The sequence below is a fragment of the Agromyces sp. NPDC055661 genome, assembly GCF_053618135.1.
Window position 1 is genome coordinate 1,091,337 of record NZ_JBSHHC010000002.1, and the last position, 20,688, is coordinate 1,112,024.

17 protein-coding genes and 1 pseudogene are annotated in these 20,688 nt (G+C 72.0%); 4 read left to right on the top strand and 14 right to left on the bottom strand.

Annotated features, from left to right (window positions below):
- Positions 1-75: 75 nt before the first annotated feature.
- The 6 genes from leuS to ACWGO8_RS18660 form a co-directional block, all read right to left on the bottom strand.
- Entirely contained in the window at positions 76-2,649 is a 2,574-nt protein-coding gene (leuS, locus tag ACWGO8_RS18635; protein ID WP_452044438.1) for a leucine--tRNA ligase, read from the bottom strand.
- 154 nt (positions 2,650-2,803) lie between these two features.
- Positions 2,804-4,258 carry an aminodeoxychorismate synthase component I gene (pabB, locus tag ACWGO8_RS18640; protein ID WP_452044439.1) on the bottom strand — a complete coding sequence of 485 codons (1,455 nt, stop codon included), beginning with the start codon at positions 4,256-4,258 and terminating at the stop codon, positions 2,804-2,806.
- A gap of 71 nt (positions 4,259-4,329) precedes the next feature.
- Positions 4,330-6,099 carry an amino acid ABC transporter ATP-binding/permease protein gene (locus ACWGO8_RS18645; protein ID WP_452044440.1) on the bottom strand — a complete coding sequence of 590 codons (1,770 nt, stop codon included), beginning with the start codon at positions 6,097-6,099 and terminating at the stop codon, positions 4,330-4,332.
- Complete coding sequence (gene cydD, locus ACWGO8_RS18650) at positions 6,092-7,729, bottom strand: thiol reductant ABC exporter subunit CydD (RefSeq protein WP_452044441.1); 1,638 nt, start codon at positions 7,727-7,729, stop codon at positions 6,092-6,094. The genes ACWGO8_RS18645 and cydD overlap by 8 nt, the downstream gene beginning before the upstream one ends.
- Before the next feature lie 4 nt (positions 7,730-7,733).
- On the bottom strand, positions 7,734-8,738 hold the full coding sequence (gene cydB, locus ACWGO8_RS18655) for a cytochrome d ubiquinol oxidase subunit II (protein ID WP_452044442.1): 1,005 nt from the start codon (positions 8,736-8,738) through the stop codon (positions 7,734-7,736).
- Positions 8,739-8,750: 12 nt separating this feature from the next.
- Positions 8,751-10,163 carry a cytochrome ubiquinol oxidase subunit I gene (locus tag ACWGO8_RS18660; RefSeq protein WP_452044443.1) on the bottom strand — a complete coding sequence of 471 codons (1,413 nt, stop codon included), beginning with the start codon at positions 10,161-10,163 and terminating at the stop codon, positions 8,751-8,753.
- A gap of 109 nt (positions 10,164-10,272) precedes the next feature.
- Between ACWGO8_RS18660 and ACWGO8_RS18665 the strand changes: the two genes are divergently transcribed.
- From ACWGO8_RS18665 to ACWGO8_RS18675, 3 genes and pseudogenes are all read left to right on the top strand, one after another.
- Positions 10,273-10,644: a BlaI/MecI/CopY family transcriptional regulator gene (locus ACWGO8_RS18665; protein WP_452044444.1), complete on the top strand. Its 372-nt coding sequence runs from the start codon at positions 10,273-10,275 to the stop codon at positions 10,642-10,644.
- A gap of 2 nt (positions 10,645-10,646) precedes the next feature.
- Entirely contained in the window at positions 10,647-11,591 is a 945-nt protein-coding gene (locus ACWGO8_RS18670) for a M56 family metallopeptidase (RefSeq protein WP_452044445.1), read from the top strand.
- 39 nt (positions 11,592-11,630) lie between these two features.
- Positions 11,631-12,287, top strand: a pseudogene (locus tag ACWGO8_RS18675) (DedA family protein); the annotation flags it as partial.
- Between the two features lie 182 nt (positions 12,288-12,469).
- On the opposite strand, the gene ACWGO8_RS18680 reads toward ACWGO8_RS18675, so the two are convergent.
- The 5 genes from ACWGO8_RS18680 to ACWGO8_RS18700 form a co-directional block, all read right to left on the bottom strand.
- The gene (locus ACWGO8_RS18680) at positions 12,470-13,393 is read right to left on the bottom strand and encodes an ABC transporter substrate-binding protein (protein ID WP_452044446.1); all 924 of its coding nucleotides are present in this window, start codon (positions 13,391-13,393) and stop codon (positions 12,470-12,472) included.
- Positions 13,390-14,133, bottom strand: coding sequence for an ABC transporter permease (locus tag ACWGO8_RS18685; protein WP_452044447.1), 744 nt, complete (start codon positions 14,131-14,133; stop codon positions 13,390-13,392). The genes ACWGO8_RS18680 and ACWGO8_RS18685 overlap by 4 nt, the downstream gene beginning before the upstream one ends.
- Positions 14,130-14,819 carry an ABC transporter permease gene (locus ACWGO8_RS18690; protein ID WP_452044448.1) on the bottom strand — a complete coding sequence of 230 codons (690 nt, stop codon included), beginning with the start codon at positions 14,817-14,819 and terminating at the stop codon, positions 14,130-14,132. The genes ACWGO8_RS18685 and ACWGO8_RS18690 overlap by 4 nt, the downstream gene beginning before the upstream one ends.
- Positions 14,816-15,628 carry an ABC transporter ATP-binding protein gene (locus ACWGO8_RS18695; protein ID WP_452044449.1) on the bottom strand — a complete coding sequence of 271 codons (813 nt, stop codon included), beginning with the start codon at positions 15,626-15,628 and terminating at the stop codon, positions 14,816-14,818. Before ACWGO8_RS18695 ends, ACWGO8_RS18690 begins: the two co-directional genes overlap by 4 nt.
- A gap of 245 nt (positions 15,629-15,873) precedes the next feature.
- Positions 15,874-16,488, bottom strand: a complete 615-nt coding sequence (locus ACWGO8_RS18700; RefSeq protein WP_452044450.1) for a TetR family transcriptional regulator — start codon at positions 16,486-16,488, stop codon at positions 15,874-15,876.
- A 159-nt stretch (positions 16,489-16,647) separates the two neighbouring features.
- Between ACWGO8_RS18700 and ACWGO8_RS18705 the strand changes: the two genes are divergently transcribed.
- Positions 16,648-17,706 (top strand): App1 family protein, encoded by a 1,059-nt coding sequence (locus ACWGO8_RS18705; protein ID WP_452044451.1) that lies wholly within the window; start codon positions 16,648-16,650, stop codon positions 17,704-17,706.
- A gap of 46 nt (positions 17,707-17,752) precedes the next feature.
- On the opposite strand, the gene ACWGO8_RS18710 is transcribed toward ACWGO8_RS18705, so the two are convergent.
- The 3 genes from ACWGO8_RS18710 to hisD are packed head-to-tail and all read right to left on the bottom strand — an operon-like array spanning position 17,753 to position 20,678.
- A complete protein-coding gene (locus tag ACWGO8_RS18710; protein ID WP_452044452.1) occupies positions 17,753-18,820 on the bottom strand; it encodes a quinone-dependent dihydroorotate dehydrogenase in 1,068 nt (355 codons plus the stop codon).
- A gap of 46 nt (positions 18,821-18,866) precedes the next feature.
- Positions 18,867-19,340, bottom strand: coding sequence for a transcriptional regulator NrdR (nrdR, locus tag ACWGO8_RS18715; protein WP_376954497.1), 474 nt, complete (start codon positions 19,338-19,340; stop codon positions 18,867-18,869).
- A gap of 24 nt (positions 19,341-19,364) precedes the next feature.
- Positions 19,365-20,678 (bottom strand): histidinol dehydrogenase, encoded by a 1,314-nt coding sequence (gene hisD, locus ACWGO8_RS18720; protein WP_452044453.1) that lies wholly within the window; start codon positions 20,676-20,678, stop codon positions 19,365-19,367.
- Positions 20,679-20,688 lie beyond the last annotated feature (10 nt).

A 20,688-nucleotide genomic window follows, 5' to 3' on the forward strand; every position in this document is an offset into this window, starting at 1 on the left:
CGGATGGCCCGAGATCGAGCCGTGCGTCAGTCACACGACCTGTCGAGGACAGGTCAGCGACGCGTCAGCGACAGGTCAGCGCCGCGTCGCGATGTTCACGAGGCGCGGTGCGCGCACGATGACGTTCGCGATCTCCTTCTCGCCGATCGCACGCGCCACGCCGACGGACCCGCGGGCGAGCGCCTCGAGCTCCTCGCCCGAGATCTTCGGCGAGACCTCGAGCCGGTCGCGCACCTTGCCGTCGACCTGCACGATCGCGGTGACCGACTCCTCGACGAGCAGCGCGGGATCGGCCTTGCGCCACGTCACGAGCGCGACGCTCGGCTCGTAGCCGAGGCGCTCCCACATGTCCTCGGCGGTGTACGGCGCGAAGAGGTCGAGGATCATCGCCGTGACCTCCGCAGCCTCTCGCACCGCGGCATCCGCGGCACCGGGACCCGAGTCGATCGCCTTGCGGGTCGCGTTGACGAGCTCCATGAGGCGCGCCACGACGACGTTGAACTTGAACGCCTCGACGAGCGCCGGGGCATCCGCCAGCAGTCGGTGCGTCAGGCGGCGCAGGTTCGCGTCGCCCGACTTCCACTCGACGTCGGGGCTGGAGGTGACCTCGCCCGAGATGCGCCAGGCGCGGGCGAGGAACTTCGCCGCACCGACGGGCGAGACGTCCGCCCAGTCGATGTCGTCCTCGGGCGGCCCGGCGAACGCGAGCGTCACGCGCAGCGCGTCGGCGCCGTGCTGGCCGAGCTCGCTCGCGAACTCGACGAGGTTGCCCTTGGACTTCGACATCTTCGCGCCGTCCATGATCACCATGCCCTGGTTGAGCAGGGAGGTGAACGGCTCGGTGAAGCTCAGGTAGCCGAGGTCGAACAGCACCTTGGTGATGAAGCGCGAGTAGAGCAGGTGCAGGATCGCGTGCTCGACGCCGCCCACGTACTGGTCGACGGGGAGCCACTTCTCGGCCTCGGCCACGTCGAACGCCTGGCCGTCGTCGTTCGGGCTGAGGTACCGCAGGTAGTACCACGAGCTGTCGACGAACGTGTCCATGGTGTCGGAGTCGCGCCTGGCCGCGCCGCCGCAGTTCGGGCATGCGACGTTCGCCCAGTCGTCGGCCGCGCCGAGCGGGCTGGAACCCTTCGGCTTGAGGTCGAGGCCCGCGGCATCGGGCAGCCGCACGGGCAGTTCGTGCTCGGGCACGGGCACCTCGCCGCACTCGTCGCAGTGGATGATCGGGATCGGCGTGCCCCAGTAGCGCTGCCGCGAGATCAGCCAGTCGCGCAGGCGGAAGTTCTTCGCGGCGCGGCCGGTGCCGCGCTGCTCGAGCACCTCGATGATGCGGCGGATCGCGTTCGACTTCGAGAGCCCGTCGAGCGGCCCCGAGTTGATGAGGCGTCCCTCGCCGGGGAGGGCGACGCCGGTCGCGGCGGGGTCGAGCTCGGGCAGGTCCTCGGGCAGGATCGGCTCGCCCTCGTCGTCGAGCTGGATCACCGGGATCACGCCCGTGACCGGCTGGTTCGTGTCGACGACGACGCGCACGGGCAGGTCGAACGCGCGGGCGAAGTCGAGGTCGCGCTGGTCGTGCGCGGGCACGGCCATGATCGCGCCGTGGCCGTAGTCGGCCAGCACGTAGTCGGCGGCCCAGATCGGGAGCCGCTCGCCGTTCACGGGGTTCTCGGCGTAGCGCTCGAGGAACACGCCCGTCTTCGGCCGCTCGGTCGAGAGGCGGTCGATGTCGCTCTCGGCGCGCACCGAGTCGAGGTAGTCCTGGAATCGGGTCTGCACCTCGGCGGATGCCCCGGCGGCGAGCTCGGCCGCGATCTCCGAGTCGGGCGCGACGACCATGAAGGTCGCGCCGTACAGCGTGTCGGGACGCGTGGTGAACACCGTGACGGGCTCGTCGCGACCCTCGATGCGGAACTCGACGTCGGCGCCTGCGGAGCGGCCGATCCAGTTGCGCTGCATGGTGACGACCTTCGACGGCCACGAGCCCTCGAGCTGGTTGAGGTCGTCGAGCAGGCGGTCGGCGTAGTCGGTGACGCGGAAGTACCACTGGGTCAGGGCCTTCTTCGTCACCACGGCGCCGCAGCGCTCGCAGTGGCCGTCGACGACCTGCTCGTTCGCGAGCACGGTCTGGTCGACCGGGCACCAGTTCACGAGACCCGCCTTGCGGTAGGCGATGCCCTTCTCGTAGAGCTTCAGGAACAGCCACTGGTTCCAGCGGTAGTACTCGGGGTCGCTCGTGTGCAGTTCACGGGACCAGTCGAACGACGGCGCATACTGGCGGAACGAGCGCTTCTGCTGCTCGATGTTGTCGTAGGTCCAGCCGCGCGGGTCGATGCCGCGCTTGATGGCGGCGTTCTCGGCTGGGAGGCCGAAGGAGTCCCAGCCCACCGGGTGCAGCACGTCGAAGCCCTGGTGGCGCCAGTAGCGGGCCACGGTGTCGCCGTAGCCGAACGCCTCGGCGTGGCCCATGTGCAGGTCGCCCGACGGGTACGGGAACATGTCGAGGATGTACTTGCGCGGCTTCGTCTCGCCCGGCCGGCCGGCGACGAAGGGGGCGAGCTCGTCCCACACGGGAAGCCACTTCGCCTGGAGGGCTGCGAAGTCGTACGCGCCGGCGTCGGCGTGGGCCTGGTCCTGATCGTGTGCCACGTGACTCTCAATCGTGTGTCGCTGCGGTGGGGGCATCCGCGCATCTCGGCGCGCGCCGGAACGCGGCACGCACTCGGGAATCCAGCCTACCCACTCGGGGGCCGCCGCCGCCCGCGTTCGCCGTGGGCCGATGCGCTGCAGCGCCGCCCGGCCGTCAGCCGGCGACGGATGCCGCGCCGAGCACGGCGAGGAGGGCGCGCGCCTTGACCCGTGTCTCCTCGATCTCCTCCGCCGCCACCGAGAGGGCGGTGATGCCGCCGCCCGTGCCGACGCTCGCCCCCGCCGGCGTGAGCACGATCGACCGGATGACCATCGCGAGGTCGGCGCTGCCGTCGACGCCGAGGTACCCGAAGGCGCCCGAATAGACGCCGCGCGGTCCCGCCTCGAGCGCGTGCAGGATCGTCATGGCGCTGCGCTTCGGCGCGCCGGTCATCGACCCGGCCGGGAATGCGGACTGCACCACGTCGAGCACGGTGAGCGGATGCCGGATCCGGGCGCGCACGGTCGAGACGAGCTGGTGCACGTGCGCGTACTCCTCGACCTCGAGGAGGCTCGGCACGGTGACGGTGCCGAGCTCGGCGATGCGCCCGAGGTCGTTGCGCATGAGGTCCACGATCATGAGGTTCTCGGCGCGCTCCTTGTCGCTCTCGAGGAGCTCGCGGCGCAGCCGCTCGTCGACGGCGGGGTCGGCTCCGCGCGGGCGCGTGCCCTTCATGGGCTTGGTCGACACGACGCCGTCGCGGTCGACGTGCAGGAACTGCTCGGGCGACGCGCTGAGCAGCGCGACGTCGCCGAAGCGCACGTAGCCGCCGTGATGCGTGGGGCTCGAGGCGCGCAGCGCGAGGTAGGCCTCGGCCGGGTCGGGCCGCACGTCGACGTCGACGCGGTTCGTGAGGCAGAGCTGGTAGGCGTCGCCGCGCACGATCGCCGCCTGGCATTCGGCGATGAGGTACGCGTAGTGCCCGGAGTCGTGGCGCCAGCGGACGGCCGGGGCCTCGTCAGCCGCAGGCATCGGTATCGGCGATCGTGCCGTGGTCGAGTCGTCGAGCCCGTCGAGCGCGTCGAGGGCCTCGAGCGCCGCCGCGAGCTCGTCGGCCCACGCTTCCGCTTCGCCGGCCGCATCCCCCGCGGCGGCGTCGTCCTCGAGCCACACGAGCCGCATCGAGCGGGCCGCGTGGTCGAACACCACCGCGCGATCGACGAACAGGAAGGCGGCATCCGGCGTCTCGGCCGGCGCGATCGGCACGTCGTTCAGGCTCGCGCCGAGCTCGTAGCCGAACCAGCCGAACCAGCCGAGCGGGCCGTCGTCGCCGGGCTCGTCGACCGGGCCCGTCAACTCCTCGGCGAGCACCTCGAACACGGATGCCTCGCGCGTCTCCCGCGCGTCGTCGGGGCCGGCGGGCGTGCTCGTCGTGACCGTGCCGTGCACGACGTCGGCCGTGGCGAACCGGCTGCCGGGGTGCGCCGCGGCGAGGACGCTCACGCCGGTCGCGGCATCCGTGCCCCCGTCGAGCCAGACGACGTGCGTCGCGTCGGCGAACCGGGCCCGGAAGACGAGCTCGGGGTCGCGCCACGCCTCGACCGGGCGGGTGCGGATGCGACGCGGCATCCTCCCAGCCTACGGCGGGCCGGCACCCGCGAGGGGCGGTGCGGTCGTCCGCACCGCGGGCGATGCGGAGATCAGGTTCCGCTTCGCAGGGAGCCGATCGACGCGCCCGCGTCGAGCGTGACGGTGCGGTCGACGAGCCCGTCGGGCGCGCCCGTGTGGGAGATGAGCACGACGGTGCGACCGGTTCGGCCCGCGGCATCCGCGAGGTCTCGAAGCAGCGCGTCGGCACGCGCCGGGTCGACGCTCGCGGTGGGCTCGTCGAGCACGAGCACCGGGAAGTCCGCGAGCATGGCTCGCGCGAGCGCGATGCGCTGGGCCTGGCCGCCCGAGACGAGCGCCCCGCGCTCCCCCACCCGCGCGTCCAGTCCGCCGCGCTCCTCGACCCACTCCCGCAGGCCGACGCGGTCGAGCACCTCGAGCAGGTCGGCGTCGGTCGCGGTGTCGCGGGCGAAGAGCAGGTTCTGCCGCACGTCCTCGTCGAACAGCCACGGCCGCTGCTCGACGAGGCCCACGATGCGGCGCACCGCCGACGGCTCGAGGTCGGATGCCTCCACGCCCCCGAGCCGGTAGGAGCCTTCGTAGGCGAGGAACCGCACCAGCACGTGCGCGAGCGTCGTCTTGCCCGCACCCGATCCCCCGCGCACGAGGACGCGCTCGCCGGGCGCGATCGTCAGGTCGAGGTCGTCGAGCGCGGCGGGCCGCAGGTCGGATGCCGCGGCGCCGGCACTGTCGGACGTGAGCTGGTGTCGGGCACCGTCGCCCTCGGCGTGGTCTCCGGTCGCCTCGGGCCAGCACGCGCGGATGCCGCGGAGCTCGATCGCGGGCGGCGGCTCCACGGCGGGCGGACCCGTCGGCTCGGAGGGCGAGACCGGGATCTCCGCGGGCACTGCGGCCGGCACGGCGTTCGCGACCCGCGCGGCGCTCGCGCGCGCGAGGCGGAGCGCGCTCGTGGCCAGCGGGATCGCCCCGGCGACCTCGGCGATCGCGAGCGGCAGGAGGCAGAGCACTGCGAATGTGGGTCCGTCGATGCGGCCGCCCTCGAGCAGCGGCGCCGCGGCCATGAGGCTCGCGGCCACCGCGAACCCGCCGATCGCCGTCGTGAGCGCGGAGGCCGCGCCCGTGACCGCGGCGCGGGCCCGCGTCGCCCGGGCGAGGCGCGCGCCGATGGCGTCGATCCGGCGCCGTCCGGCCTCGGCGGCGTCGAACGCGACGAGGACGTCGAGCGCCTGCACGTGCTCGACCACGGCGGCCTGCAGTTCGCCGCGGAGCGGGGCGAGCGTGCGTTCCGCGCGCACCGCGGCGCCGCGCTGCACGAGCAGCGTCAGGCCGATGCCGGCGGCGAGGCACGCGAGCACCGCGAGTGCGGACCCTGGTGCGAGCAGGGCGACGCCGGTGATCGCGAGTGCCAGCACGAGCACGGCGCTCACGAGCGGCTGCACCGCGCGCAGGGCGACGTTCTGCAGTTCGTCGACGTCGTCGACGAATCGGGTGAGGAGGTCTCCACGCCGACTGGAGGCCAGCCCGTCGGGCGCGAGCGGCAGCATCCGCTCGTAGACGCCCGCTCGGATCGCGGCGAGCTGCCGGAACGAGGCATCGTGCCCGACGAGCCGCTCGAGGTAGCGGAAGACCGCCCGGCCGAGCGCGAACGCGCGCACGCCGACCACGGCGAGCGAGAGGTACAGCACGGGCGGCTGCTCGGCGGCCCGGGCGATGAGCCACGCCGAGCACGCGAGCAGCGCGACGCTCGACACCGCCGACGCGACGCCGAGGAGCACGGCGAGGGCGAGCCGCCGCGCGGGCGGCACGGCGCTGCGAAGCACGGCGCGCGTGGGATCAGGCATGCACCACCGCCAGGTCGATCACGCGGTCGGCGGCGTCGGCGAGGCCCGACCGATGCGTCGTCTCGAGCACGACGCGTCCCTCGTCCGCGAGGACGCGCAGCTGCGCCGCCAGGCGCGCCTCGCGCTCGGGATCCTGCGCCGAGCCCGGCTCGTCGAGGAGCAGGAGGCGCGCGTCCCGTGCGAGCAGTCGGTGGATCGCGCGCGCGGTGGCGACGCGCTGCGCCTGCCCGCCGGACAGTCCGCCACCGCTCGGTCCGAGCCGGAGGCCCGGCGCGAGGTCGACCCCGGCGAGGTCCAGGGCGCGGGCGAGCAGCGCCGGATCGGCGTGCTCGTCGCCGAGCCGCACGTTGTCGGCCACCGTGCCCGCCACGAGCGACGGCGCCTGGCCCGACCATGCGACCGACGAGCGGTCGCCGGGCACGAGCCGACGTCCGTCGAGCCGGACGTCGCCGTCCGCCTCGGCGAACCCGAGCAGCGCCGCGAACAGGCTCGACTTGCCCGAGCCGCTCTCCCCCGTGATCGCCACGACCTCGCCGGGGCGCGCCTCGAGGTCGAATCCGTCGAAGATGACGCGGCCGCCCCGGCGCACGCGCAGTCCGCGGATGACGAGGCCGGCCGGGGCATCCGTCGGCGCCTCGTCGACGACCGTGCCGCCCGCGGCCCCGGCACCCGGCGACCCCTCGGCCGCCGCGTGCAGGTCGAACGCGTCGGCCGAGGCCGTCACGCCTGCCGCCGACGCGTGGAACGCCGCGCCCACGTTGCGCAGCGGCAGGAACACCTCGGGCGCGAGCACGAGCACGAAGAGCCCCGGCAGCAGCGTCATGTCGCCCGCCACGAGCCGCAGGCCGATCGACACGGCGACGAGCGCGACCGAGAGGCTCGCCGCGAGCTCGAGCGCGAAGCCCGAGAGGAACGTGACCCGCAGCACCTTCATCGTGCCCCGCCGGTACTCGTCGGTGATGCGGCGGATTCGCGCGGTCTGCCGCTCGGCGCGGCCGAACACCACCAGCGTGGACAGCCCGCCGACGACCTCGAGGAAGCCCCGCGAGAGCGCGCTGAGGCTGTCCCACTGGCGACGCTGCACCGCCGCCGTCGCCATGCCGATGAGGGCCATGAAGATCGGGATGAGCGGCAGCACGATGACGAGGATCAGGCCCGAGAGCGGGTCGGCGATCCACGCCGCGACGATGACCGCCGGCGTCGCGATGACGGTGAGCACGAGCTGCGGCAGGTACCGCCCGAAGTACTCGTCGAGCGCGTCCAGCCCGGGGCCGAGCAGCGTCGCGATGCGGGCGGTCGGGAACCCCGGCACGCCGCCGGGGCGCCCCTCGACGGCGCGCAGCAGCTCGGTGCGCAACTCCGCCTTCACGCGCGTGGCGCCGGTCGAGCCGACGACGTCCCAGAGCCAGGCGGCGCCGGCACGAGCGGATGCCGCGACGAGCAGGACGATGACGAGCGGCCACGCCTGCGGCATCCGCATGCCGTCGATGAACCCCGCGACGAGCGACGCGAGCGACCATGCGAACGCGATGATCGCCGCCGCCTGCACGACCGCGAGGGCCGCGCCGGCGAGGAGGAACCATCGCGCCGCGTGCGAGCGACGGACGAGTCGGGGATCGAGGGGCTTCACGGGATCAGTGCGCGGCGGCCTCGATGGAGGCGCGCGTCACGCGCTTGCGGAACACCCAGTACGTCCACGCCTGGTAGGCGAGCACGAGCGGCAGGAAGACGACCGCCACCCAGCTCATGACCGTGAGCGTGTACTCCGAGCTCGACGCGTTCTCGATCGTCAGGCTGTTCGCCGGGTCGTTCGAGGCGGGCATCACGTCGGGGAACAGCGCGGCGAAGAGCGCGAACACGGCCGCCGCGACCGTGATCGCGAGCAGCGTGAACGAGACGCCCTCGGCGCCGCGGAGATTCGCGAGCCAGCCGCCGATGAGCGCGACCGCCGCGACGCCCGCGAGGATCCAGAACCACGTGGTGCCGAACGCGAGCCCGGTCCAGAGCAGGAACAGCGCGGCGACGACGATCGTGACGACGCCCGCACGGGTCGCGAGCCGGCGCGCCCGCTCGCGGATCTCCCTCTCGGTCTTCAGGGAGACGAACACGACGCCGTGCGTGAAGAACAGCAGGAGCGTGGTGAGCCCGCCGAGCAGCGCGTACGGGTTGAGCAGGTCGAACAGCGTGCCCGTGTAGTTGTGGCCGGCGTCGAGCGGGACACCCTGCACGATGTTCGCGAACGCGACGCCCCAGAGCAGGGCGGGCACCGCGGAGCCGACGACGATCATGCCGTCGAACCAGCGCTTCCACCGCGACTCGGGTCGCTGGTGCCGGTACTCGAAGGAGACGCCGCGGGCGATGAGCGCGAGGAGGATGAGGAGCAGCGCGAGGTAGAACCCCGAGAACAGGGTCGCGTACCACTCGGGGAACGCCGCGAACAGCGATGCGCCCGCCACGATGACCCAGGTCTCGTTGAGGTCCCAGACCGGGCCGATCGTGTTGATGAGCACGCGTCGGTCGGTGTCGTCCCTGCCGAGGAACGGCAGCGACATGCCGACGCCGAAGTCGAACCCGTCGAGCACGAAGTAGCCCACGAAGAGGAATGCGACGACCCAGAACCAGACGATCGAGAGATCCATGTCGGCTTCCTCCTAGTACACCGTGGTCGCGGGCTCGACCCGGCCGGTCTCGGGATGGGGCTCGCCCACCTCGGGCGGCCCCTTCTTGATCGCGCGGATGACGAGGCGCACCTCGACCACCGCGAGGGCGCCGTAGATCAGCGTGAAGGCGACGAGCGAGATGAGCACGTCGAGCCCCGTGACGTTCGGCGAGACCGCGGACTCGGTCCAGAGCAGGCTGAACACGATCCAGGGCTGCCTGCCCATCTCCGTGAAGATCCAGCCGACGATCATGGCGGCGAGCGAGAGCGGGAAGCTCCAGATCGCGACCTTCCAGATCCATGCCTGCTTCGGCATGCGACCCTTTCGCGTGAGCCAGAGTCCGACGACCGCGATGATCACGTGGAGCAGGCCGAGGCCGATCATCCAGCGGAACGCCCAGTAGGTGACCCAGATGATCGGGGCGTAGTCGCCGGGACCGTAGAGCGCGGTGTACTGGGCCTGCAGGTCGTTGATGCCCTCCACGCAGCCGTCGAAGCTGTGCGTCGACAGGAGCGAGAGCAGGTAGGGCACCCGGATCGAGAACAGCTCGGACGTGCCGTCGGGAGTGCCCAGGGTGAACAGCGAGAACGAGGCATCCGCCCCGCAGACCGTGTCGTACGTCGCCTCGGCGGCGGCCATCTTCATGGGCTGCGTGGCCACCATCGCGAGGCTCAGCTGGTCGCCGAAGAACGTCGTGAGGATGCCGGCGGCGACCATCGTCCAGAGTCCGAACTTCAGCGCGGGCCGCATTGTGTCGAGGTGCTGGTTGCGGGCGAGGTGCCAGGCGGCGGCGCTGATCACGAGGCCCGACGACACCATGAAGGACGCCGCGATGGTGTGCGGGAATGCGGCCAGCGCGACCGGGTTGGTGAGCAGCGCCCCGATGTCGACGAGCTCCGCGCGCCCCTTCTCGGCGTTCATCTCGTAGCCTACGGGGTTCTGCATGAACGCGTTCGCGGCGATGATGAAGTACGCCGAGAGGATGCTCCCGATCGCGGTCGCCCAGATCGTGGCGAGGTGGAGGCCGCGCGGGAGCTTGTCCCAGCCGAAGATCCAGAGCCCGATGAACGTCGCCTCGAAGAAGAAGGCCAGCAGCCCCTCGAGGGCGAGCGGAGCGCCGAACACGTCCCCCACGAAGCGGGAGTACTCCGACCAGTTCATGCCGAACTGGAACTCCTGCACGATGCCCGTGACCACGCCCATGGCGAAGTTGATGAGGAAGATCGAGCCGAAGAACCGCGTGATGCGGAGGTACTCGGCCTTGCCCGTGCGGTACCACGCGGTCTGGAACACCGCAGTGGTGGTGGCGAGTCCGATCGTGATCGGGACGAAGAGGAAGTGGTAGACGGTGGTGAGGCCGAACTGCCACCTGGCGAGCAGCAACGGGTCGAGCAGTTCGTTCACGGATGCCCCTTTCGGAAGCGCCGAGGTCCCAGGAGGAGATTTCTACACGTCGTAGACATTTCTTCTACGAAGCGTAGAACATTCGGGCCGTCAACGGTAGTCTGGAGGCATGGCGAGTCTTGGCGAGTTGGAGCGCTCCGTGATGGAGGTGCTCTGGACGAACGATGCCGCGCTCACCGCGAACGAGCTGCGCGACACGCTCGCCGTGCGCGACGAGCCGGGTCGCACGGTGGCCACGACCACCATGCTCACGGTGCTCTCGCGCCTCGAGCGCAAGGGCTTCGTGGCGCGCACCCGCGACGTGCGCCCGCACCGCTACCACGCGCTGCTCAGCCGCGAGGAGCACACCGCCGAGCTCATGCACGAGGTGCTCGACAGGTCCGCCGACCGCGACGCCGCACTCGCCCGGTTCGTGAGCACCGCCACGGCCGGCGAAGCGGCCACGCTGCGCCGCTTGCTCGACGAGCTCGCCCACCGCTGACCATGCTCGCCGTCTCGGCGGTGCTCGGGATCCTGGCCCTCGCGCTCGCCTGGCCCGTGCCCGTGGCGCTCTCACGTGCCGACTGGCCGGCGCGCACCCCCGCCGCGGCGCTCGCGCTCTGGCAGGCGATCGCGCTCGCCGGCGGCCTGTCGATGATCGGATGCCTCCTGGCCTACGGCTCGTCGCCCGAGGGCTCGCTGCCCGCCACCGTGGTCGCGCTCGCGCCGCACCTGTTCGACGGCCCGCTCCCGCCCGGATTCGGCGTCGCCGAGATCGCCGCACTGACGCTCGCGGTCGCCGTCACGCTGCTCCTACTGCTCAACCTCGCGCTGGTCGCCGTGCGCGCGGAGCGCGAGCGGCGTCGGCAGCACCAGCTCATCGACCTCCTCAGCGACCCGCTGCCCGGGGAGCCCCGCACGCGGGTCATCGCCACTCCCGTGCCGCTCGCCTACTGCGTGCCGGGCATCCGCACCGCGACGGTGCTCACCGACGGTCTCATCGACGCCCTCTCCCCCGACGAGCTCGGCGCCGTGATCGTGCACGAGCGCACGCACCTCGACCAGCTGCACCACCTCGTGCGCCTCGCCTTCCGCGCCTGGCACAGCGCGATCCCGTGGTTCCCGATCGCGAACCGCGCCGAGCGCTCGGTGGTGACCCTCACGGAGATGCTCGCCGACGACGGCGCGCGTCGCGCGAAGGGCGACGACGCGCTCCGGAGCGCGCTCGAGCGGGTGGGCAACGCGGGCGAGTCCGCGTCGTTCGCGGATGCCGCCTCGGGCGCCGATCCCGACGGCGCGATGCTCGCCGCGCGTCTCGATCGGCTCGGCTCGGGGTCGAACGCGTCGCGCGACGCCCGTGGACCCCGCATCGCCGCCCTCGCGGCATCCGTCGTGCTGGTCGCCGTGCCCCTCGTGGGGTATGCCGCGATCCTCGGAATCGTCCCCTAGGGTGACGCGCCGCGGGCTCGCCGTGGATACGCTCGAACGGTGAACGAGCTCCTCGACTGGATCCTCGACACGGTGCAGGCCGTGGATCCGGTCGTGCGCACGCTGCTCGCGGGGCTCGGCATCATGCTCGAGACGTCGGTGCTCATCGGGCTCGTCGTGCCGGGCGACACGATCGTCCTCGTCGCATCGACCGCGGTCGACGGCGTCGGCGAGTACCTCGCGCTCGCGTTCGCGGTCATCGTGGGCGCACTCGTCGGCGAGAGCATCGGCTTCGCCCTCGGCCGATGGTTCGGACCCCACATCCACGCTTCGCGACTCGGGCGTCGCATCGGCGACGAGAACTGGGCGCGGGCGCAGCGCTACCTCGACCGACGGGGTGGCCCGGCGGTCTTCCTCTCGCGCTTCCTGCCCGTGCTGCACTCCCTCGTGCCGCTCACCGTCGGCATGAGCACGATGACCTACCGCCGGTTCATGACGTGGACGGTGCCCGCGTGCATCCTGTGGGCGTTCGCGTACGTCACGGTCGGCTGGCTCGCCGCGGGCAGCTACCGCGAGCTGAGCCGCGACCTGCACTGGGCGGGCTACATCTTCGTCGCCGTCATCGCGGTGTTCCTGATCGCGGTGTGGGCGGCGAAGAAGCTCATCCTCCGCGTGGAGTCGCGCCACATGGAGGCGCCGGTCGCGGGCGCAGCCGACGGCGCAGGCGAGGGCGCGGCGGCATCCACGGCCGCCGTCGCCGAGGCGCCGGGAGCGCCGGCGCCCGCCGCGACCACGAACGGACCCGTGCTCCGCACGACCGAGGGGCCGGACGCCGAAGCATCCGACCCCTCGAGCCGCGACGGGAGCCGGTAGGACGCGGCCGCGACGGAGCGATCACGTCAGAACAGGTTCTGCTCCGAGAGCCAGTCCTTCGCGATCTGCTCGGCGGACTCCTGGTCGTTGACGCTCAACGAGTTGAGCTTCACGAGATCCTCGGCCGTCAGCGCCGCGCTGACCGTGTTGATGACGTCGGCGGCCTCATCGGTGACCTTCTCGCTCACGACGGGCACCACGTTCGAGGCGAGGAAGAGGCCCTCGGGGTCCTCGAGGGTCACGAGGTCGTTCGCCGCGATGTTCGGGTCGGCGCTGTAGATGTTCACCATCTGCACCTGGTTGTCGACGAGCGCCTTCAGCGTGAGCGGGCCGCCGCTGTCCTCGATCGGCGTGAACCCGACGTCGACGCCGTAGACCTTCTTCAGGCCATCGGGTCCGTAGGGTCGGGTCGCCAGCTCGGAATTGCCGCCGAGCGTGATCGGCGTGGTCACGTTCTTCAGGTCCGCGAGGCTCGTGACGTCGTTCTCGTCGGAGAACTTCTTCGTCACGTTGTAGGAGTCCTGGTCGGTCGCGGGCGACTGGTCGAGCACGCGCAACCCCTCGGGCAGCGACGTCTCGAGCTCGGCGTAGACGGCGTCGCTGGTGGTCGCCGTCGTGTCGGGCACGTAGTACTGCAGCAGGTTGCCCGTGTACTCGGGGAAGACATCGATCGCGCCGCTCTCGATCTCGGGGATGTACACCTCACGCTGGCCGATGCGGAACTGCCGGTCGACCGTGAAGCCGTTCTCCTCGAGCGCCTGGGCGTAGATCTCGGCGATGATCTCGTTCGAGTAGTAGTCCTGCGAGCCGATGACGAGCGTCTCCGACGTCGCCTCTCCTGTCGACCCGTTGTCGAGCGGGTTGCCCGACGCGCACCCTGCCAGGGCCACTGTCGCCCCGACCGCGACCGCTGCAAGCGCAACGAGCCGGCCTTTTCCTGCGGTGATCATGATCGATTCCCTTCATTGATGGGTTGCCCCAGTGCCGCCCGGGACCGGGTCGGTCGCGAACGGAGCTCGGTGGACCTCGCGGCCCGCACGCCGGCGGGCACCACGAGGCGCTGGGTGAGGGCGAAGCATCCGTCGACGACGAGCGCGAGGATGATCACGAGGATGGAGCCGCCGAGCATCTCGGCGTAGTTCCTCGTCTTCAGCCCCTCGAAGATGAAGCGGCCGAGGCCTTCGTCGGCGATGTACGCAGCGAGGGTCGCGGTCGCGATGATCTGCAGCGTGGCCGAGCGGATGCCGCCCACGACGATCGGCATGCCGAGCGGCAGCTCGACCTTGCCCACGATCTGGCCCTCGCGCATGCCCATCGCGCGCGCCGCGTCGATCGTGCGCCGGTCGACGGACTCGAAGCCCGCGTAGGCGCCCGCGAGGAGCGGCGGGATCGCGAGGATCACGAGCGCGATGATGGGCGCGGCGAGGCCGATGCCCAGCCAGAGCCCGAAGAGCGTCAGCGCGCCGAGCGTGGGCAGTGCCCGCAGGCCGCCCGAGACGCTCACGGCGAGGTTCTTGCCCCGGCCGGTGTGGCCGACTACCCCGCCGAGCGGCAGGGCGATGACGGCGGCGATGACCAGCACGACGGCCGAGATGGCGAGGTGCTGGGCGATGCGAATGGGGATGCTGCCTGGCCCGGTCCAGTTCACGGGGTCGAGGATCCAGGCGATGCCCTCGAGGAACAGGTTCATGCGTCGACCTGCCTCGCCACGGGAACGACCGCCGACGAGCGGCGGACCGCTGCGCCGACCCGGGTCCACGGCATGAGCATGCGACCGAGGAGCACCGCGGCGCCGTCGAGCGCGAGCGCGAGCACGATGGTCATCACGATGCCGGTGGCGATCTCGACCTGGATGCCGCGCTGGAACCCGTCGGTGAACAGGCTGCCGAGGCTCGGCACGCCGATCACCGCGCCGACCGTGACGAGGCTCACCGTGCTCACGATCACGACGCGCAGTCCCGACAGCAGCACTGGGCCGGCCAGCGGCAGCTCGACGCCCCAGAACCGGCCTCTCGCGGAGTAGCCCACGGCGGTGGCCGACTGGCGCACGTCGGGCGCGACCGCGTCGAACGCATCGGCGGCCGTGCGGACGAGCACGGCGATGCCGTAGAGCGTCAGGGCGATGACGAGGTTCAGCGGGGACCGGAGGCTGAGGCCGGTGATCGGCGGGAGCGCGATGAAGAGCGCGAGCGACGGGATGGCGTAGAGGAGCCCGCACAGCGACAGCAGCACGCCCCTCGACCACCGGTAGGTGTACGCGAGCCACCCGATCGGGACGGAGATCACGAAGCTCAGTATGATCGCGGGCACCGACAACGCCAGGTGCACCAGCGTGAGCTGTGCGACCAGGTCGAGGTTCGACCAGAGCCAGTTCACGAGGTCAGGACCCCCGCCGGCCGGCCGTCGGCGTCGACCACGACGCGGCGACCGTCGACCTCGGTCACGTGCAGCGCCCGCTTACCGCGGTCCGCGCCCACGAAGTCGGCGACGAACGCGTCGGCCGGCTGGGCGAGGATCTCCGCGGGCGAGGCCGCCTGCGAGATCCGGCCGCCCTGCTGCATGATGACGACCTGGTCGCCGAGGAGGAACGCCTCGTCGATGTCGTGGGTCACGAAGACGACCGTCTTGCCGAGCTCGCCCTGCAGCCGGAGCAGCTCCTGCTGGAGCTCGGCGCGCACGATGGGGTCGACGGCGCCGAACGGCTCGTCCATGAGGAGGATGTTGGGGTCGACCGCGAGCCCGCGCGCCACGCCGACGCGCTGCTGCTGGCCGCCCGAGAGCTGGCTCGGGTATCGGTCGGCGAGCGAACGGTCGAGGCCCACCGTGTCGAGGAGCTCGAGCGCGCGGGCATAGGCCTCGCGCTTGCGGGTGCCGCGCAGCAGCGGCACGGTCGCGACGTTGTCGATCACCTTCCGGTGCGGCAGCAGGCCCGAGTTCTGCATCACGTAGCCGATGCCACGGCGCAGCTGCACGGGGTCGACCGTCGCGACGTTCGTGCCGTCGATGAGCACCTCGCCCGACGTGGGGTCGACCATGCGGTTGATCATGCGCAACAGCGTCGTCTTGCCCGAGCCCGACGAGCCGACCAGCACCGTCGTCTTGTGCGGCGGGATGATGATGTCGACGTCCTCCACCGCGAGGGTGCCGTCGGGATACTGCTTCGTGACACCGCGGAACTCGATCATGGCTGCCTCACTCCAGCTCGGGGCGATCGCCCGCACGCCGGAATGCAAGCCAAACACCAATCATGTCTCTAGACAACGCAGGTGACACGGCGGGTCTTCCCGTACTCTGCGCGAGGTCTCGCGTCGGAACCGGCGACGCGTCGCGCGTCAGCGGGGACCCCGATCCGCCGATGCCGGGCGCGACGATCGCGCCCTGGAGGGCACGCCGAATCGCGCCCCCGACGGGCGGATGCCGCGACGGCTCGTCAGGCGGCCGAGCCGGCGACGTGCACCGAGCCGAGATGCTCGGCGAGGTAGTCGTGCACGACGCGCTTGGCCTCGGCGAGGTAGCGCTGGTCGCCCCCGTGCTCGCGCTCGTAGGCCCGGTTGATGAGCGCATCGCCGAGCTCGAGCGCCACCCCGAGGCGGAACCTCAGCTCGGGGTCGGAGGACTCGTGGTCGAACTCCGCCTCGATGAGCATCGCCATGCGGTGCGCGAACTCGGGCTCGGTGCCGTCGTCGGCGGTCTCACGCTGGGCGGCGTGCACGACGCTGAAGCCGGGCTCCTCACGGTAGAGCGCGATCGAGGCGTCGAGCGCGATGTCGACGACGTCCCACCAGGTGCGCAGCTCGGTGTTCGCCATGTCGACGGCGACCCGCTCGCGGAAGCGGCGGACCGAGCGCTCGCGCAGCGCGTGCAGCACCGCCACGCGATCGGGGAAGTACCGGTAGACCGTGCCGATCGACGCGCCGGCGCGCTCGGCGACCATCTGCGTCGTGAGTCGCTCGAATCCGATCTCGTCGACGATCTCAGCCGCGGCATCCAGCAGCGCATCGAGTCGCTGTGTGCTGCGTCGCTGCGTCGGCTCGGTGCGAACCACGCGCTTCCGGCTTGGATCGGCCCCGAGGAGCAGGTCGATATTCGGCACGGATCCTCCCTCTTGTGCTGCTCCACTCTACCGGTCGCGACACCCGATCCCCGACACGACGGGCGGGACCCCGTTTTCCGACCCGCCGGGAGCGCATGACAGACTGAGTGGATGCCGGCGAGCCCCCCGACCCCGGCCGGATCCAAGGAACGCGAGGTCCGGCACCGCGCCGCGCGCCTCGAGGACTGGATCCACGACGTGCGCGAGCGCTGGGCACGCCGTCGCGGCCACGTGCCGACGGTGGTCCCGTACACGGGCTACGGGTCGTCGGAATGGGTCCGCGTGCTCTGCCGGGTGCTGCTCTCGAAGCCCATCGCGGCCGACGAGCCCTCGAAGCGGCGCCGGCGGCGGCGTGAGCAGGGCATCCGCGGATGGCGCAGCTTCACGAGCGTGCCGGTGGGCGACGTGCCCGTCGTGATCGAGATCGGCAGCGAGCGGATCGAGGTGCTCGCCGACCGAGGCGGGGTCGTCGACACGCGCGTGCCCGTGGCCCTGTCGCCCGGGTGGCACCAGGCGACGCTGCGCACCGAGGGCGCGGAGCCGGTCGAGGCGCCGATCTGGATCGTCGGCACCGACGTGGAGTTCGGCCTCATCTCCGACGTCGACGACACGGTCATGGTCACGGCGCTCCCCCGCCCGCTCGTGGCGGCGTGGAACACCTTCGTGCTCGACGAGCACGCACGCATCCCGACCCCGGGCATGGCCGTGTTGTACGAGCGCCTCGTGCGCGCGCACCCCGGCGCGGCCGTCATCTACCTCTCCACGGGGGCCTGGAACGTCGCGCCCACGCTCACGCGCTTCCTCTCCCGCAACCTCTACCCCGCTGGTCCCCTGCTCCTCACCGATTGGGGGCCCACGCACGATCGCCTGTTCCGCAGCGGGCGGGCCCACAAGGAGGAGAACCTCCGACGGCTCGCCGAGGAGTTCCCGCACGTCAGGTGGCTCCTCATCGGCGACGACGGGCAGCACGACGAGGAGCTCTACGCCCGCTTCGCGGCCGAGCATCCCGAGCGCGTCGCCGCGGTCGCGATCCGTCGCCTGTCGACCGGCGAGGCCGTGCTCGCCGGCGGCCGCACCAAGGCCGAGCAGCACGGCGTCGACGTGCCGTGGGTGTCGGCGAGCGACGGAGCGACGCTGGCCGACCAGCTCGCCGACCTCGGCATCCTCTGACCCGAGACGCTCCGACGCGGCGACCCCCGGCGGATGCGGCGTCAGCTCACGCCGACGCGGCGACGGCCGTGGCGTGCTGGCCGCGCGACCGGCGGATCCGCACGAGACCCCGGTTGACCTGGCGAGCCCACAGCGGCCCCCGGTAGATGAAGGCCGAGTAGCCCTGCACGAGCGTGGCGCCGGCATCGAGCCGGTCCTGCACGTCGGCGGCGGTCTCGACGCCGCCCACCGACACGACGCAGAGCTCGGCGGGCACGTTCGCGCGCACCAGCCGCAGCACCTCGAGCGACCTGGCGGCCAACGGTGCGCCCGACAGGCCGCCGGCGCCGATGGCCTCGACGACGGATGCCGCGGCGCGCAGCCCCTCGCGCGAGATCGTGGTGTTCGTGGCGATGATCCCGTCGAGGCCCAGGCGTGTCGCGAGCTCGCAGATGCGTACCACCTCGGCGTCGTCGAGGTCGGGCGCGATCTTCACGAGCAGCGGGGTGTCGCCCGACGTCGCACGCACGGCCTCGAGCAGCGGCGCGAGCGCGTCGAGCTCCTGCAGTCCCCGGAGGCCCGGCGTGTTCGGCGAGCTCACGTTGACCACGAGGTAGTCGGCGTACGGGGCGAGCACGCGCGCGCTCCGCTCGTAGTCGCCGATGGCGTCCTCGACGGGGGTCACCCGGCTCTTGCCGATGTTCACGCCGAGCACCGGACGGTGCGTCCGGCGTGCGAGCCGCGAGACGCGGCCCACCGCGGCATCCGCCCCGCCGTTGTTGAAGCCCATGCGGTTCACGAGCGCGCGGTCGTCGATGAGCCGGAAGAGGCGCGGGCGCTCGTTGCCGGGCTGCGCGACCGCAGTGATCGTGCCGATCTCGACGTGGCCGAACCCGAGCTGGCCGAGGCCGCGCACGGCGAGGCCGTCCTTGTCGAAGCCCGCCGCGACGCCGAACGGCGACGGGAACGTGCGACCGAGCGCCTCAACCTCGAGCGAGCGGTCGGGCCGGGTGAACAGCTCGACGAGCCGGCCGAAGCCGAGGGTGGGCAGTGCCCGGATGACGCGGAACGCGAGGTGGTGGGCGTCCTCGGGGTCCATGCGGGAGAAGACGAGGGAGAAGAGGAGTCGGTACATGCCGGGACTCAGGCTATCGGAGAAGCCGAGGCGGCCGACGCGCGCGTCACTCGACGGGACGGGCGGGCAGGCGGCCGTGCTCCTCGCGCAGCAGGTCGATGGCCGACTCGAAGTCGTCGAGCGACTCGAACGCCTGGTACACGCTCGCAAAGCGCAGGTAGGCGACCTCGTCGAGCTCGCGCAGCGGCGGCAGGATCGCGAGGCCGATGTCGTTCGCCTCGATCTGCGACGCGCCCGTCGAGCGGATGGTCTCCTCGACCTTCTGGGCGAGCACCGCGAGGTCGGAGTCGGTGACCGGGCGCCCCTGGCAGGCCTTCTTCACGCCGAGCACGACCTTCTCGCGGCTGAACGGCTCGATGACGCCGCTGCGCTTGATCACGGAGAGGCTCGCGGTCTCGGTCGTCGAGAAGCGGCGGCCGCACTCGGGGCACTGCCGACGGCGCCGGATCGAGAGTCCGTCGTCGCTCGTGCGGGAGTCGATGACACGGGAATCCGGGTGGCGGCAGAACGGACAGTACATGGTGCTCCCAGCCTAGCGGCGCCGTCAGGGGCGCTCGCCGAACCGGGCGGTCACGGCCTCGCCGTGCGCCGGGAGTCCCTCCTCGTCGGAGAGCGTCGCGATCACCGGCGCGACCTCGCGCAGGGCCGCCTCGTCGTATCGGACGACCTGCTGCGGGCGGAGGAAGGTCGCGGCCGACAGCCCCGACGCGTAGCGCGCCATGCCCCCCGTGGGCAGCACGTGGTTCGAGCCGGCGGCGTAGTCGCCGAGGCTCACGGGCGAGTACGGCCCGATGAAGATCGCGCCGGCGTTCTCGATGCGCGCGAGGGTGGCGTCGGTGTCGCGCACCTGGATCTCGAGGTGCTCGGCGCCGAACGCGTTCGCGAACGCCGCGGCCTGCTCGAGGTCGTCCACGAGCACGACGGCGGACTGCGCGCCCGTCAGAGCGGTGCGCACGCGATCGGCGTGCCGGGTCGCATCGGCGCGGACCGTGACGCGCTCCCGCACGCGCTCGGCGAACGCGGCGTCGTCGGTCACGAGCACGGCCGCGGCGAGCTCGTCGTGCTCGGCCTGGCTCACGAGGTCGGAGGCCACGAAGTCGGCGTCGGCCGAGTCGTCGGCGATGACGAGGATGTCGGTCGGGCCAGCCTCTGCGTCGATGCCCGTGACGCCCGCGACGGCGCGCTTGGCGGCGGCGACGAACACGTTGCCCGGACCGGTCACGCGCTGCACGGGCTCGAGCCCGAGGTCGGGCACGCCGTAGGCGAACGCGCCGATCGCGCCGGCGCCGCCCATCGCGTAGACCTCGGCGATGCCGAGCAGGGCCGCCACGCCCGCGATCGTCGGGTGGATGCGACCCCCGAACGCCGCCTGGGGCGGCGACGCCAGTGCGATCGAACGCACGCCGGCGATCTGCGCGGGGACGACGTTCATGATGACGCTCGACGGATAGACGAGCTTGCCGCCGGGGACGTAGAGCCCGACGCGCTCGACGGGCTGCCAGCGCTGCTCGACCACCGCGCCGTCGCCGAGCCGGGTGACGACGGGCGCGGGGACCTGCGCCGCGCTCGCGGCGCGGACGCGCTCGATCGTGGACTCGACCGCGCGGCGCACCTCGGGCGTGAGCGCGTCGCGTGCGGCCGCCAGCTCGTCGGCCGGCACGCGGACCGCCGGCGGGCGACCGCCGTCGAACCGGTCGGCCTGGTCGTCGAGGGCGGCGGACCCGTCGCGACGCACGTCGTCGATGAGCCCCCGCGCGATGTCGTACGCGGCCGACACGTCCATCGCGGCGCGCGGCACGAGCCCGAGCAGTTCGGAGACGGTCGGGCGGGTCCCGCGGAGGTCGATGGTGCGCAGCATGATCATCCAG